General features: G+C 63.8%; 13 protein-coding genes. 2 read left to right on the forward strand and 11 right to left on the reverse strand.

Annotated elements, in window-relative coordinates; translation table 11 throughout:
* Nucleotides 1-35: 35 nt before the first annotated feature.
* The 5 genes from hisS to ndk all read right to left on the reverse strand — a co-directional run bounded on the left by hisS (nt 36) and on the right by ndk (nt 5,859).
* Nucleotides 36-1,385 carry a histidine--tRNA ligase gene (hisS, locus tag NK8_RS08075; RefSeq protein ID WP_213226016.1) on the reverse strand — a complete coding sequence of 450 codons (1,350 nt, stop codon included), beginning with the start codon at nt 1,383-1,385 and terminating at the stop codon, nt 36-38.
* A 6-nt stretch (nt 1,386-1,391) separates the two neighbouring features.
* Nucleotides 1,392-2,720, reverse strand: a complete 1,329-nt coding sequence (gene ispG, locus NK8_RS08080) for a flavodoxin-dependent (E)-4-hydroxy-3-methylbut-2-enyl-diphosphate synthase (protein WP_162065763.1) — start codon at nt 2,718-2,720, stop codon at nt 1,392-1,394.
* Between the two features lie 133 nt (nt 2,721-2,853).
* Nucleotides 2,854-3,954: a RodZ domain-containing protein gene (locus NK8_RS08085; protein WP_213226017.1), complete on the reverse strand. Its 1,101-nt coding sequence runs from the start codon at nt 3,952-3,954 to the stop codon at nt 2,854-2,856.
* A gap of 183 nt (nt 3,955-4,137) precedes the next feature.
* The gene (gene rlmN / locus NK8_RS08090; protein WP_162066818.1) at nt 4,138-5,280 is read right to left on the reverse strand and encodes a 23S rRNA (adenine(2503)-C(2))-methyltransferase RlmN; all 1,143 of its coding nucleotides are present in this window, start codon (nt 5,278-5,280) and stop codon (nt 4,138-4,140) included.
* A gap of 153 nt (nt 5,281-5,433) precedes the next feature.
* Nucleotides 5,434-5,859, reverse strand: coding sequence for a nucleoside-diphosphate kinase (gene ndk / locus NK8_RS08095; protein ID WP_162065765.1), 426 nt, complete (start codon nt 5,857-5,859; stop codon nt 5,434-5,436).
* Nucleotides 5,860-6,193: 334 nt separating this feature from the next.
* Here ndk and NK8_RS08100 point away from each other — a divergent pair, with 334 nt between their 5' ends.
* On the forward strand, nt 6,194-6,892 hold the full coding sequence (locus NK8_RS08100) for a Bax inhibitor-1/YccA family protein (protein WP_061178613.1): 699 nt from the start codon (nt 6,194-6,196) through the stop codon (nt 6,890-6,892).
* A gap of 82 nt (nt 6,893-6,974) precedes the next feature.
* Here NK8_RS08100 and rlmD read toward each other — a convergent pair whose 3' ends face one another.
* The 6 genes from rlmD to surE all read right to left on the reverse strand — a co-directional run bounded on the left by rlmD (nt 6,975) and on the right by surE (nt 13,161).
* Nucleotides 6,975-8,300 (reverse strand): 23S rRNA (uracil(1939)-C(5))-methyltransferase RlmD, encoded by a 1,326-nt coding sequence (rlmD, locus tag NK8_RS08105; protein ID WP_301549873.1) that lies wholly within the window; start codon nt 8,298-8,300, stop codon nt 6,975-6,977.
* A gap of 148 nt (nt 8,301-8,448) precedes the next feature.
* On the reverse strand, nt 8,449-9,225 hold the full coding sequence (locus NK8_RS08110; RefSeq protein WP_213226019.1) for a 3'-5' exonuclease: 777 nt from the start codon (nt 9,223-9,225) through the stop codon (nt 8,449-8,451).
* 48 nt (nt 9,226-9,273) lie between these two features.
* The gene (rpoS, locus tag NK8_RS08115; protein WP_213226020.1) at nt 9,274-10,371 is read right to left on the reverse strand and encodes an RNA polymerase sigma factor RpoS; all 1,098 of its coding nucleotides are present in this window, start codon (nt 10,369-10,371) and stop codon (nt 9,274-9,276) included.
* A 12-nt stretch (nt 10,372-10,383) separates the two neighbouring features.
* A complete protein-coding gene (locus tag NK8_RS08120; protein WP_213226021.1) occupies nt 10,384-11,337 on the reverse strand; it encodes a peptidoglycan DD-metalloendopeptidase family protein in 954 nt (317 codons plus the stop codon).
* A 4-nt stretch (nt 11,338-11,341) separates the two neighbouring features.
* The gene (locus NK8_RS08125) at nt 11,342-12,433 is read right to left on the reverse strand and encodes a protein-L-isoaspartate(D-aspartate) O-methyltransferase (RefSeq protein ID WP_213226022.1); all 1,092 of its coding nucleotides are present in this window, start codon (nt 12,431-12,433) and stop codon (nt 11,342-11,344) included.
* Nucleotides 12,403-13,161, reverse strand: coding sequence for a 5'/3'-nucleotidase SurE (gene surE, locus NK8_RS08130; protein WP_061178667.1), 759 nt, complete (start codon nt 13,159-13,161; stop codon nt 12,403-12,405). Before surE ends, NK8_RS08125 begins: the two co-directional genes overlap by 31 nt.
* A gap of 103 nt (nt 13,162-13,264) precedes the next feature.
* Between surE and NK8_RS08135 the strand changes: the two genes are divergently transcribed.
* Complete coding sequence (locus NK8_RS08135; RefSeq protein WP_213226023.1) at nt 13,265-14,239, forward strand: NADPH:quinone oxidoreductase family protein; 975 nt, start codon at nt 13,265-13,267, stop codon at nt 14,237-14,239.
* Nucleotides 14,240-14,243 lie beyond the last annotated feature (4 nt).

Consider the following 14,243-nt stretch of genomic DNA (forward strand, 5'->3'; position numbering starts at 1 on the left):
CTGCGTTTCAAATTCCTCAACGAGTGGCGCGCTTTTCAGGCACCCTCGTCATCGGCGGTTGCAACCATCGCATTGATTAGGTATTCGGTCAAGTCTTCCGCCGGAACGTTGACCTGCTCGTTCTTTTGCCCGTCGGACATTTCGTTGCCCGAACGGCGCAGCGGTTTGACGCCGATCATGCCTTGCGCGAGTTCGTCCTCGCCGAGCACGATCGCGAAGGCCGCGCCGCTCGCGTCGGCCTTCTTCATCTGCGACTTGAAGCTCGAGGACGCACCGTCCGGGCTGCAATGCAGGATGACGTCGAGACCGGTATCGCGCAGACGCTCGGCGACGATGAACGCCTGCTCCGCCGCCTGTTCGCCCTGATGCACGACGTACACATCCGTGCCTTCCGCTTCCGGCACGAGTTGCTCTTCCTTCAGCAATTCGAGGATGCGCTCGACGCCCATCGCCCAGCCGCACGCGGCCGTCGGCTTGCCGCCGAGCTGCTCGATCAGCGGGTCATAGCGACCGCCACCCGCTACCGTGCCTTGCGCGCCGAGCTTGTCGGTGACCCACTCGAACACGGTGAGGTTGTAGTAGTCGAGACCGCGCACGAGGCGCGGATTGATCTTGAACGGAATGTTGTTGGCCTTGAGCAGCCGCTGCACGCCATCGAAATGCTTGCGCGACGCATCGCCCAGAAAATCGACGAGCTTCGGCGCGTTCTGCGCGATCTCCTGCATGGCAGGATTCTTCGTGTCGAGCACGCGCAGCGGGTTCGTGTAGAGCCGGCGCTTTGCTTCCTCGTCGAGCGAATCGACATGCTTCTCCAGGTACGCGATCAGTTCCTTGCGATGCGCGGCGCGCTCCTCGGCCTGCCCGAGCGAATTCAGTTCGAGGCGAATGCCGGTGAGCCCGAGATCGTCCCAGAGACGCTGGCACATCATGATGATTTCGGCGTCGGTATCCGGGCCCGCGAAGCCGAGCGCTTCCACGCCGACCTGATGGAACTGCCGGTAACGCCCGCGCTGCGGACGCTCGTGACGGAACATCGGGCCGACGTACCACAGGCGCTTCGGGCCGTCGTACAGCAGGTTGTGCTCGATGGTCGCTCGCACCACGGCAGCGGTGTTCTCCGGGCGCATCGTCAGATGCTCGCCGTTCAGGGAATCCGTGAAGCTGTACATCTCTTTCTCGACGATATCGGTCACTTCGCCGATACCGCGCGTGAACAACTGCGTATGCTCGACGATCGGCGTGCGGATGTTCTGATATCCGTAAGCGCGCAGCATCGACTTGACGGTGGTTTCGAAGAAATCCCACAACGCGGCATCCTGCGGGAGGATGTCGTTCATGCCCTTCACGCCGCTCAGTTTTTCGAGCCGTTTCTTCTGTTCAGTCATCTGTCTTCAAAGGGTTGCGGTAGATGTCTCTTCACGCTTGCCTGCTTCCTGCCCGTAGGTGCGCTCGACATAGTCGCTGACGATTTGCTGGAATTCCTCGGCGATGCGCTCGCCGCGCAGCGTCTTTACCTTGACGCCGTCGATGAACACGGGCGCCGCCGGATTTTCGCCCGAACCCGGCAAGCTGATGCCGATGTTCGCGTGCTTCGATTCACCCGGCCCATTGACGATGCAGCCCATCACTGCGACATGCATTTTCTCGACGCCGGGGAAACGGTCGCGCCACGTGGGCATCGAGTTGCGCAGATACGACTGGATTTGCGAGGCGAGTTCCTGGAACAGCGTGCTGGTCGTACGGCCGCAGCCGGGGCACGCGATGACCATCGGCGTGAAGGAACGCAGGCCCATCGTCTGGAGGATTTCCTGGCCGACGACCACTTCACCCGTGCGCGCGCCGCCCGGCTCGGGCGTGAGCGAGATGCGGATGGTGTCGCCGATGCCTTCCTGCAGCAGCACCGACAGCGCCGCCGTCGACGCGACGATGCCCTTCGAACCCATGCCCGCCTCGGTCAATCCGAGGTGCAGCGCGAAGCTGCAACGCTTCGCGAGTTCGCGGTAGACGGCGATGAGGTCCTGCACGCCGCTGACCTTGCACGACAGGATGATCTTGTCGCGCCCGAGGCCCAGTTCGACTGCGCGCTCCGCCGAGCCGATCGCCGACTGGATCAGCGCTTCGTACATCACGCTTTGCAGTTCCCATGGCGTCGAGCGCGCGGCGTTTTCGTCCATCATGCGCGCGAGGAGGTCCTGATCGAGACTGCCCCAGTTCACCCCGATTCGCACCGGCTTGTCATATTTGATCGCGGCTTCGATCATCTGCGCGAACTGCGTGTCGCGCTTCGCGCCCTGCCCGACGTTGCCCGGATTGATGCGGTACTTCGAGAGCGTCTCAGCGCACGCGGGATAGTCGCGCAGCAGCAAATGGCCGTTGTAATGAAAGTCGCCGACCAGCGGCACCGTGACGCCCATGCGATCGAGCTGCTCGCGCACATGCGGCACGGCGGCCGCCGCTTCCGGTGTGTTCACGGTGATGCGGACGAGTTCGGAACCTGCCTGCGCGAGTTCCTTGATCTGGATCGCGGTGCCGATCGCGTCGGCGGTGTCGGTGTTGGTCATCGACTGCACGCGCACTGGCGCGTCGCCGCCGATCGTGACGAGCTGGCCGCCCCAGCGCACATCGACCGCATGCGACGCACGACGCGCCAATGACCCGCCGAAGACCGGTTCGGTCGAACAAATCTTGCTGCTAATCAGAGATTGAGCTTCGGATTGCATCGAAAAACCCTTTGGCAACCGTCGCGCCGAAGAGGCGGCGAGTTGCGTGTGTTTAATCTCAAACGGGCGTCACGGCCTGCACCGTGACGCCCCTGACTGATCGGTCGCGTTTTGCTCTGACGACCTCGCGCGCTCAGGGCAGCGAAAGGCGCGCGACGTTTCCGCGTGCGGATGAATAGCGCTTGGCGTCGACCGGTTCGTCGTCGACGGACAGGGATTCGACACCCTTCACGTTGCCGACGGTCACCTTGAACGGCGCCTCGCCTTCCACGCGCTGCGTGTTGCCGGCGCGCACGAGGCCGGAAAACAGCACCTTGCCGTCCTTGCCGCGCACGCTGAACCAGCTATCTTCCTTCACTTTCAATTCGACTGCGCCGGAGCCGCTGCCCGCGACCGTCGGAGCGGACGCCGCAGCCGGTGCCACCTTCGCCGCCGATGCAGCCGCCGGCGCGCTCGCGCCCTGCACCGCCGACAGCGTAGACGACGAGGCCGGCAGCGCATTCGTGCCGAGCGGACGCGGCATCGGCTGCTCGCCGGGAGCGGCCGCCACTTCGGGCAGCGACGCTTCGCCCGTGTTCGCAGCGGCCGCCTCGTCGGGCGTCGGCGCGGACGACGTGGCGGCCGGCTCGTTCGACGTCGAACTCGGCGTCGACGAAAGGCCAACGCCCGTGCTCGCCTTCAGGCGCGCGAGCCAGTTGCTCGAATCGCCGCCGGTGTGCCACATCACGAGCACCGCCAGCACGACGATGATCGCGAGGACGCCCCACATCCACGAACGCCGGCGACCCGACGATTTGCCGAGCGGCACCGACACGCGTCCGCGCGGCAGACCCGCGCCCGCCGATGCCGGCACCTTCAGATTCTGCTCGAGGTCGCCGCCAGTGCGCCGGAACGCCTGCGTGAAGGGCGCCGGATCGGCACCGAGGATTTTCGCGTAGCTGCGCACGATGCCCGCGGCAAACGTGCGATCGGGCAGATGACTGATATCGCCGGATTCGAGCGCGAGCAGCTTCGACGGCGACACCTTGAGGCGCGCCGAAACGTCGTCGATCGACCATGCTTTCGCCTGACGGAGCTGCGCGAGACGCGCGCCGACCGCCTGTATCGAGTCCAGCGGCACCGCCTGACTCGGATTCGACGCCGCCCCTTCCGCACCGGTCTGACCGTCGTGCTGACCGCCGGGCCGGTTACCGGTTTGACCGCCGAAAGGCGTCGGGTGCTGCGGCTCACTCATGCCAAATTCCTCGCATCGATTCTTCTATATAGCGCTATTGCTACGTTCGGTTCGAAAAAACCATGTGAACGATACAACCCCGGCGCCATTGCAGACCGCTTTATAACAAAATGTTCGGCTTTTCGTGCCACGTGCTGGCGTTTGGTACGCTTTTCGCTGCGGCCGTTTCACCTTGAACTGCCGTCAGACCGCGCGCACCTCGATCGTCTTGCCGCCCGTCCGGCTCATGCGCTCCGCGAGACGCGTGCGATCCTGCACCGCGCCGGCAAGCTGGCCACAGGCGGCGTCGATGTCGTCGCCGCGCGTCTTGCGCACCGTGGTGACGACGCCCGCGTCCATCAGAACCTGCGCGAAACGCTTGATCTGCTCATTCTTCGAACGCGTCAGGCCCGATTCCGGGAACGGATTGAACGGGATGAGGTTGAACTTGCACGGCACGTCGCGCGTGACGGCGAGCAATTCGCGCGCGTGCGCCTCGCTGTCGTTCACGCCGTCGAGCATGCAATATTCGAACGTGATGAAGTCGCGCGGCGCAACCTTCAGGTAACGCTGGCACGCGGCCATCAATTCGCGCAACGGATACTTCTTGTTGAGCGGCACCAGCATGTCGCGCAGCGGATCGTTCGGCGCGTGCAGCGACACCGCGAGCGCGACGGGCAAGTCCGCCGCCAGACGGTCCATCATCGGCACGACGCCGGACGTGGACAGCGTCACGCGCCGGCGCGACAGGCCGTAGGCGTTGTCGTCGAGCATCAGGCGCATGGCCGGCACGACGGCGTCGTAATTGAGCATCGGCTCGCCCATGCCCATCATCACGACGTTCGTGACGACGCGTTCGCCCTTGCCCGGGCCGCCGACCTCACGCCCGAGCGACCTGCGCAGCGCGAACTCCGCCATGCGCAACTGACCGATGATCTCGCCCGTGGTCAGGTTGCGGGAAAAGCCCTGCTTGCCGGTGGAACAGAACCGGCAGTTCACCGCGCACCCCGCCTGCGACGACACGCACAGCGTGCCACGCGTTTCTTCGGGGATGAACACGGTTTCGACCGCGTTGCCGTTGCCGACGTCGATCAGCCACTTGCGCGTGCCGTCGGTGGAAACGTGGTCCTGAATGATGTCGGGCATCGCCATATTGGCGCGGCCCTTGAGTTTTTCGCGCAGCGATTTCGCGAGGTCCGTCATGCCGTCGAAGTCGTCGGCACCGTATTGATGGATCCAGCGCTGCAATTGCTTGGCGCGAAACGGCTTTTCGCCCAGGCTCGCGCAATACGCGGTGAGCCCGGCGGCGTCGAGATCGAGAAGATTGACGGTGGTGCTGCTCGTCATGTCGAATTCTGCCATTTCAGATTTGCGAAGCCCGAAAGATGTCTTCCGGGACCGTTCGCGCCATTTCCTGCTTCTGTTCGTACCGCTTTTTCTTGCGTCGAGGCGCGATGCGCGCGACGGTCATTCGGACCGTCGCGCCGTACAACGCGGAAATTAACGCGAGTAGACGTTGACTTCCGGGAAGAAGAAAGCAACTTCCTGCTTTGCGGTTTCCGGAGCGTCCGAGCCGTGCACGGCGTTGGCGTCGATGCTGTCGGCGAAGTCGGCGCGGATCGTGCCTTTGTCTGCCTTCTTCGGATCGGTCGCGCCCATCAGGTCGCGGTGCTTGGCGATCGCGTTTTCACCTTCCAGCACCTGAATCACGACCGGGCCGGAAATCATGAATTCCACGAGATCCTTGAAGAACGGGCGTGCAGCGTGCACAGCGTAGAACTTTTCTGCGTCGCCGCGCGACAGATGAACCATGCGCGACGCGATGATCTTGAGACCTGCGTTCTCGAAACGGCTGTAGATCTGGCCGATAACGTTCTTTGCCACTGCGTCCGGCTTGATAATCGACAGGGTGCGCTCGATCGCCATGAAAAACTCCAAATAATGAACGGTTTACGGATTAAAACGAATCGACAATTGTAGCACGAAGCAAGGTATCATTGCGATTGAAACCTTACGGTACCGTAAGGATCAAACACAGCGAAGACTTACGCGCCGGAACGCCGAATCAACCTTTCGAACTATTGAATTCGGCGCGCGCCGGGGTCATATTGGAGCCGTACGCTGCGTTGCAACCTGGCGCACCATGCCGCGGATGCACCAAAACGGTCCTAATACTGGTTTAAGTCCGGCACCTTATCATTCGCGTGTGACGGGCGTAGCGGGAAGACCAAACCACAGACAATTGGAGCAAGGAGAAACCATGAACGAATCACCCTACGGCTTTGGCCGGAATGGCAGCGTCACCTCGGTCGAGGTGCGCAACCGCGTGCTGCGCAACACCTACTGGCTGCTCGCGCTCTCGATGGTGCCGACGGTGCTCGGCGCGTGGGTCGGCGTCGCGACGGGCTTCTCGCTGTTCGCCGCCACCAGCCCGGCGATGAGCTTCATCGCGTTTCTCGCCATCGCGTTCGGCTTCATGTTCGCGATCGAGAAGACCAAGGACAGCGGCATGGGCGTCGTGGTCCTGCTCGGCTTCACGTTCTTCATGGGCCTGATGCTGTCGCGCCTGCTGAGCTTCATCCTCGGCTTCTCGAACGGTCCGCAGCTCATCATGATGGCTTTCGGCGGCACGGGCGTGATCTTCGCCGCGATGGCAACCATCGCCACGGTCAGCAAGCGTGATTTTTCGGGACTCGGCAAGTTCCTGTTCATGGGCGTGATCGTGATTCTGCTCGCCGCGTTCGCGAACATCTTCCTGCAGTTGCCGGCGCTGATGATGACGATCTCCGTGCTCGCCATCGTGATCTTCTCGGCGTACATGTTGTTCGACGTGCAGCGCGTGGTGAACGGCGGTGAAACGAACTACATCAGCGCGACGCTCGCGATCTACCTCGATCTGTACAACGTGTTCACGAACCTGCTGGCGCTGCTGGGCATTTTTGGCGGCAACCGCAACTGATCGGCGGATCGTTTCCCGAAACGAAAAACCGGCCTTCGGGCCGGTTTTTTTGTGCCTGCGGTCTTCTTACGAAGCGCGTCGATCAGTCCCGCTCGAACAGCGCGATCGACTCGACGTGCGACGTGTGCGGAAACATGTTCACCACCCCCGCGCCCTTCATCCGATAACCGGCTTCGTGCACCAAGAGGCCCGCGTCGCGCGCAAGCGTCGCCGGGTTGCACGACACGTAGACGATGCGCTTCGGCAACGGACCGTCGCCGCTCTGCGCGATGTCCGCGAGCGCCTTCGCTACCGCGAGCGCACCTTCACGCGGCGGATCGACCAGAAACTTGTCGAACGCGCCGAGCGCGCGAAGGTCGTCGGCGGTGACTTCGAACAGGTTGCGGCATGCGAACGACGTATGCCCGTCGACGCCATTGGCCTTCGCGTTCTCCAGCGCACGCGCGGTCAGCGCCTCGCTGCCCTCGATGCCCACCACTTCGCGCGACACCCGCGCGAGCGGCAGCGTGAAATTGCCGATGCCGCAGAACAGATCGAGCACGCGGTCGGACTTTTCCGGCGCGAGCAGGCTGAGCGCCCGGCTCACCAGCACGCGATTGATCTGGTGATTTACCTGCGTGAAATCGGTCGGCTTGAACGGCATGCGGATATCGAATTCCGGCAGCGTGTAAGCCAGTTCCTGATCGAGCGGATAGAACGGATAGACCGTATCCGGGCCCTTCGGCTGCAGCCAGAACTGCACGCCGTGCTCGTCGGCGAACGCGCGGATCAACGCTTCGTCCGCTTCGGTCAGCGGCTCCAGAATGCGCAGCACGAGCGCGGTGACGTCGGTACCGAGCGCGAGTTCGATCTGCGGCATGCGATCGCGGATCGAGAGCCCGGCCACCAGATGGCGCAGCGGCACGAGCATCGCGGAAACGTGCGGCGGCAGCACTTCGCAGCTCGTCATGTCGGCGACATAGCTGCTCTTGCGCTCATGAAAGCCCACCAGCACGCCGCCCTTCTTTTCGACGTACCTCACAGTGAGGCGCGCGCGATAGCGATACCCCCACGACGGACCGTGAATCGGCCGGAACATGGTTTCCGCGCGCAGCTTCGACAGATGCTGCAGGTTGTCTTCGAGCACGCGCTGCTTCACCGCGATCTGCGCGCGCACATCGAGATGCTGCATCGAGCAGCCGCCGCAGGTGCCGAAAAACCGGCACTTCGGCCTGGTGCGCAACACGCTCTCGCGCAGCACGTTCACCACTTGCGCCTGCTCGAAACTCGGCTTCTTGCGAAAACTCGAATAGCTGACGCGTTCGCCCGGCAGCGCGCCTTCGACGAAGATCACCTTGCCCGGCTCGCCGTCCTCGTTGACCAGACGGCCGACGCCGCGCGCTTCCATATCGAGCGACTCGATTTCTATTTCCGGGGCGACGAAATTCGGATCGGGCGTGACGCACTTCGCCGGCGCGGCGCGGCGGCGATGGGGAGTTTTTCGGGCGGCTTCAGACACCTGCGTACTTCCTGGCTAACGAATGGCAAAGGCGAGATTGTAGACGAACGTCACCGCATCAACGTCCGAACGCGGCCAGATACTCGGCCCAGTGCGGCGACGATTCCTGCGCGAGCGCGTTCTTCACGACATTGATTTCATCGGCGTATTCGTCGGGCGTGAAGCCGCCGCGCATCATCTGAAACCGGCAGTACATGAGGTACGTATTCACGACATCGGTTTCGCAATAATTGCGAATGTCGTCGATCTGGCCGTCGCAATAAGCTTCCCACACCTTGCCGCCGTCCATGCCGAGCTTGCCGGGAAAGCCGCACAGCTTCGCGAGCGCATCGAGCGGCGCGCTGGCGCGCGCCTGATACATCGCGAGCACGTCCATCAGGTCGATGTGGCGCATGTGATAGCGGCTGATGTAGTTGTTGAACTTGAATTCGCGGTCGTCCTGGCCGAGGTCCCAGTAGCGCGGCGCGGCGATGCCGTGCACGAGCGCGCGGTAATGCAGCACGGGCAGATCGAAGCCGCCGCCGTTCCACGAGACGAGTTGCGGCGTGTACTTCTCGATCACGCGATAGAACGACTGGATGAGCGCCGCTTCGCCGTCGGTGGTCGTGCCGAGCGAGCGCACGCGAAAGCCGGTGTTGTCGCGAAACACGCAGGAAATCGCCGCGACGCGTTGCAGATGATGCGGCAGAAAGTCATTGCCGACGCGCTCGCGGCGTGCTTCGAACGCATGTTCGGCCACCTCGCGATCGGAGAGATCGTCGGGCAAATCTTCTAGACGGCGAATGCCGTCGACATCGGGGATGGTCTCGATGTCGAAAACGAGAATCGGTGTCATTGAATCCTGAAACGCGACGCCCCGTTTTTGAAGGGCGTCGCCAAAGCGTTAGAGCACGGCATCCTTGCGAACGCCGTTGGAGGCGAAAAAGCGCTTGAGCCGCACGAGCGCCTCTTGCTGGATCTGCCGCACGCGTTCGCGCGTGAGACCCATTTCATCGGCGAGTTCTTCGAGCGTGGCGGGCTCGATATGGTTCAACCCGAAGCGCCGTTCGATCACGTGCCGGTGTTTATCGGACAGGCGCGACAGCCACAGACGCGTGAGCGATTCCAGTTCGCGATGCTGCACTTCCGCGTCGGGCGACTGGCTCTGATCGTCCGAAAGCAGATCGAGCAAGCTGCTGCCCGGATCGAGATCGAGCGGCGCGTCGAGCGAAGCCGTGTGTTCGTTGAGCGCGAGGATGTCGGTGACTTCCTCGGGCGTCTTGCCGGTGAGATACGCGATGTCGTCGATGCTCGCGTCGCGGCGCTCGGGTGCGACGCTGTCGGCCGAATTGGCGGAATTTTTTTCCAGATGGCGCTTCGCGCGCAACACCTGATTGAGCTCGCGAATCACATGCACCGGCAGGCGCACCGTGCGCGCCTGATTCATGATCGCGCGCTCGATGCTCTGGCGGATCCACCAGGTGGCATACGTCGAAAAACGAAAGCCGCGCGTCGGGTCGAATTTCTCGATGGCGTGCATGAGGCCGAGGTTGCCTTCCTCGATCAGATCGAGCAAAGGCACGCCGCGATTGAGATACCCCTTCGCGATACTGACGACGAGCCGCAGATTGCGCTCGATCATCACCTGCCGCGCCTCGAATTCGCCCGCCTTCGCGAGCCGCGAATAGCGCTGCTCTTCCTCGACCGTCAACAGCGGCTTCACGCTGATGCGGTTCAGGTAGTGCTGAATGGTGTCGGCCGTGAGTTCGGCCTGCAGGAGCGAACGGAAATCGTCGGCGTCCGGCTGGGGCTCGTTCGCGTTTTCACTCGCGTCGTCGCTGCCCTTGTCGCGGCTTCCGCCCTCTTCCTCGGAGTCGACATCGACATCGACGTTATCGATGTCGTCGTCATGAGTCGAAGCACCGTCTTCCACCGACACTTGCAAAGGTCGGCTGATCGTCTCAGTCTCGGCTTGCGGCAGGCGGCGCTTCGTTTTTGGCATGATGGTTTCGCTTTATTGCGGCGGCAAATACTTAAGTGGGTCAACAGGTTTTCCCTGCCGGCGAACTTCGAAATGCAACATCACGCGGTCCGAATCGCTGTTCCCCATCTCAGCGATCTTCTGCCCTTTTGTCACCGCGTCTCCCTCTTTTACCATCAAAGCGCGGTTATGTGCGTACGCGGTGAGAAAAGTCGCATCATGTTTGATAATAATGAGATTGCCGTAGCCGCGCAGCCCATTTCCGGAATAAACCACCCGGCCATCCGCCGACGCGTTGACCGCGTCTCCCGCCGCACCGCCAATATTCAAACCCTTGTTCTTCGCGTCATCGAACGTGCCGAGAATCGGCCCGCGCGCCGGCCAGATGAACGCCGGCTGGCCCGTGGGCGCCGCCGCGTTCGCGTCCGCGCCAGGCACACCCGGTACGCCCGGCGTCGATGCCGCGCCCGGAGTTCCGGGCGCCGCGCCCATGCCCGAATTCGGACCGTAATACGGCGGCTGCGCGGCCCCGCCCGCTGGCGGCGTGGCGTACGCATTCGCGCCGTTGAGCGGCTGCGTCTGCACGCCGCCGCCGACGATCGGCGCCGTCGCCACACCCGGTGTCGCCGCGGCGAGGTTCGCGCCCGGAGGCGCCACACGCATCAACTGCCCAACTTCGATCTGGTTCGGGTTGGTCAGGTTGTTCCACGTTGCGATGTCGTGATAATTCTGACCGTTTTCCAGTGCTATCCGATATAGGGTATCGCCCGGTTTTACACGGTAATAGCCTGGCGGCGGCGGACCGTTGTCCGGCGTCTGGGCCGCCGTCGTGCCGATGGGCGCGCCCGTTCTGTCGACGACCGGCGCCATGTCCATGCGCGTCGAACACGCCGCCAGCGCGGACAACGCCAGCACGCACACGCCGCGCTGCGCCGCGCTCAGGCGTTGGTCCGCACTTCCTTCTCGCAAAGCACGCAGGATACTCATCGGGTCAAATCACTCCGGATTTTAAGGGTACAAAAAAGACGCGATCGAGCTGCTCTTCCCGCCACTGTGTCGCCGACACGCGCGTGACGAGCGTCAGCACCTGCGACTGCGCGGCCTGCGATCCGACCGGCGCGACGAGCTTGCCGCCCACCGCCAGTTGGTCGAGCAAGGCCTGCGGCACGTCGAGGCCCGCGCAGGCGATCACGATTGCGTCGAACGGCGCGGCCGCGGGCAAACCCAGGCGGCCATCGCCGTAATGCAGCCTGATGTTCGGCACGCGCAGCGGCCGAAGGTTGAGCTTGGCGCGCTCCGACAGCGGACGCACGCGCTCGATCGAATAAACCTCAGTGGCGACCTGAGACAGCACGGCTGCCTGATAGCCGCAGCCCGTGCCGATCTCCAGCACCTTGTTCAATGCGCGCCCCGTCGCGACGAGCTCGATCATGCGCGCGACGACGGACGGCTTCGAGATGGTCTGGTGATGACCGATCGGCAGCGCTGCGTCTTCATAAGCCTGCGCGGCGAGCCCCGGATCGACGAACATGTGGCGCGGCACGACCGACATCGCGTTCAGCACGCGCGGATCGGTGATGCCGTTCGAGCGCAGCCGTTCGACCATGCGCTCGCGCACCCGTTCCGAGGTGAGCGTCTGCGTGCTCGCGAGCGCGACGTTGGGCGCACCTTTTCGGGTCGCGGTCGTGGCGGCAGCCGGGTCGCGCTCGGCGGGCCGCGTCGTTGCGCGCAACGCGCTCGCGCGCGGCGCGTGAGACGCATGGCTCTTGCTCGCGGACGAAACCGGTTTCGTCGCGCCAATTGCCGCCTTCGAATCGGAACGCGCGGGAAAAACGGAAGTGGCCGGCTTCGCGGACGCCGCCGCCGTGGCGGGATTCTTCATCGGCGCGCGCGTCGCGGACGCAGACGGCTTGGCCGGTTGCGTCGGCGCTGACTTGAGCGCTGAAACGGCAGCCGGTTTGCCGCGCGAATCCTGTGCGCGCGTCGCGGGCTTGCGTGGCTCGCGAACCAGATCCGCGAGCGCCAGCGGAAAGCGCTTGGCGCGCTCCTCGCTCATGTGCGGCCGCTCCCGGCACGGGCCCATTCGCGCGTCTCGGCCATGAGCTTCGTATGCGTCAGGTCGAGTTGCAGCGGCGTGATCGAGACGAAACCGTTCGCGACCGCGTGGAAATCGGTGCCTTCGCTGGCATCGAGCGCGTCGCCGGACGGGCCGATCCAGTAGATCGGATTGCCGCGCGGATCGCTCTGGCGGATCACCGGCTGCGAAGGATGACGCTTGCCGAGGCGCGTCACTTTCCATTCGCGCAGTTGATCGTAAGGCAGGCTCGGGATGTTTACGTTCAGCAACGGATGGCCCGGCATCGGATGTTCGAGGAAATGCGCGACGATCTCCGCGGCGACGCGCGCCGCGTCTTCGAGATGGAGCCAGTCGCGGCCGACGAGCGAGAACGCGATCGCCGGAATGCCGAACATGAAGCCTTCGGTGGCAGCCGCGACCGTGCCCGAGTACAGCGTGTCCTCGCCGACGTTCTGCCCGTTGTTGATGCCCGACACGACGAGATCCGGCTGCTGCTCGAGCATGCCGGTCAGTGCGATATGCACGGAATCGGTCGGCGTACCGTTCACGAAATTGAAACCGTTCGGCGCCTGATGCACGCTCAGGGGCCGCGACAGCGTGAGCGAGTTGGAGGAGCCGCTGCAGTTTTGCTCCGGCGCCATCACGGTCACTTCGCCGAGCGGCTGCAGGACCTCGTGCAGCACATTGATGCCGCGCGCCAGATAACCGTCGTCGTTGCTGAGTAGGATTCGCATCCGATGATTGTAACCGAGGAACATGGCGCGACGACCACTCGCAGGCTCGCGCGCGACGTCGTCCCTGCCCTACACTGAGGCCACATTTCCATGAGGAGACGCCATGCGCGCCGTACGCTGCAACGAACACGGATTGCCCGACACGCTTTGCATCGAAACCCTGCCCGACCTGCATCCGGAAGCGGGCGAAGTCGTCATCGACGTGAAAGCGGCGAGCGTCAATTTCCCCGACGTGCTGATCATCCAGAACAAGTACCAGTTCAAGCCGCCGCTGCCCTTCACGCCGGGCGCGGAGTTCGCGGGCATCGTGCGCGAAGTGGGCGCGGGCGTCACGCGCCTCGCGCCGGGCATGCGCGTGGCCGCCTACACCGCGCAGGGCGCGTTCGCCGAACAGGCGCGCGCGCGGGAAGCGGATTGCATCGTGTTGCCCGATGACGTCGATCTCGCCGACGCCGCCGCGTTCACCCTCGCATACGGCACGTCGTACCACGCGCTGGTCGATCGCGGTCAGCTCAAGGCCGGCGACACGCTGCTCGTGCTGGGCGCGGCGGGCGGCGTCGGCATCGCGGCGATCCAGATCGGCAAGATCGTCGGCGCGCGCGTGATCGCGGCGGCGTCGAGTGCGGAGAAGCTCGCGTTCTGCCGCGAGCATGGCGCCGACGAGGTCATCGACTACGCCAGGGAAGATCTGCGCGAACGCATCAAGGCGCTGACCGGCGGCGACGGGCCGGACGTCATTTTCGATCCCGTGGGCGGCGCGTATGCGGAGCCCGCGTTTCGTAGCATCGGCTGGCGCGGGCGGTATCTGGTCGTCGGCTTCGCGAACGGCGAAATCCCGAAGCTGCCGCTCAACCTCGCGCTATTGAAAGGCGCGAGTATCGTCGGCGTGTTCTGGGGCGGTCACATGCAGCGCGAGCACGGACTCGCCGATCAGGAGTTCGCGACGATGGTCGACTGGATCAAGGCCGGCAAGCTGCGTCCGGTCGTCACGAAACGCTATTCGCTCGACCAGACGCCGCAGGCCCTCGACGACATGATGCAGCGCCGCGTGACCGGCAAGATCGTGATCGAGCCGTGACATG

The sequence above is a fragment of the Caballeronia sp. NK8 genome (genome assembly GCF_018408855.1).
GTDB lineage: Bacteria > Pseudomonadota > Gammaproteobacteria > Burkholderiales > Burkholderiaceae > Caballeronia.

What these genes read in the sequence shown, in the direction of transcription:
- hisS (WP_213226016.1), bottom strand. Translation starts at nt 1,385, where the DNA reads ATGACTGAACAGAAGAAACGGCTCGAAAAACTGAGCGGCGTGAAGGGC.
- rlmN (WP_162066818.1), bottom strand. Translation starts at nt 5,280, where the DNA reads ATGACGAGCAGCACCACCGTCAATCTTCTCGATCTCGACGCCGCCGGG.
- surE (WP_061178667.1), bottom strand. Translation starts at nt 13,161, where the DNA reads ATGCGAATCCTACTCAGCAACGACGACGGTTATCTGGCGCGCGGCATC.
- NK8_RS08110 (WP_213226019.1), bottom strand. Translation starts at nt 9,225, where the DNA reads ATGACACCGATTCTCGTTTTCGACATCGAGACCATCCCCGATGTCGAC.
- NK8_RS08100 (WP_061178613.1), top strand. Translation starts at nt 6,194, where the DNA reads ATGAACGAATCACCCTACGGCTTTGGCCGGAATGGCAGCGTCACCTCG.
- ispG (WP_162065763.1), bottom strand. Translation starts at nt 2,720, where the DNA reads ATGCAATCCGAAGCTCAATCTCTGATTAGCAGCAAGATTTGTTCGACC.
- NK8_RS08135 (WP_213226023.1), top strand. Translation starts at nt 13,265, where the DNA reads ATGCGCGCCGTACGCTGCAACGAACACGGATTGCCCGACACGCTTTGC.
- ndk (WP_162065765.1), bottom strand. Translation starts at nt 5,859, where the DNA reads ATGGCGATCGAGCGCACCCTGTCGATTATCAAGCCGGACGCAGTGGCA.
- rpoS (WP_213226020.1), bottom strand. Translation starts at nt 10,371, where the DNA reads ATGCCAAAAACGAAGCGCCGCCTGCCGCAAGCCGAGACTGAGACGATC.
- NK8_RS08120 (WP_213226021.1), bottom strand. Translation starts at nt 11,337, where the DNA reads ATGAGTATCCTGCGTGCTTTGCGAGAAGGAAGTGCGGACCAACGCCTG.
- NK8_RS08125 (WP_213226022.1), bottom strand. Translation starts at nt 12,433, where the DNA reads ATGGGCCCGTGCCGGGAGCGGCCGCACATGAGCGAGGAGCGCGCCAAG.
- NK8_RS08085 (WP_213226017.1), bottom strand. Translation starts at nt 3,954, where the DNA reads ATGAGTGAGCCGCAGCACCCGACGCCTTTCGGCGGTCAAACCGGTAAC.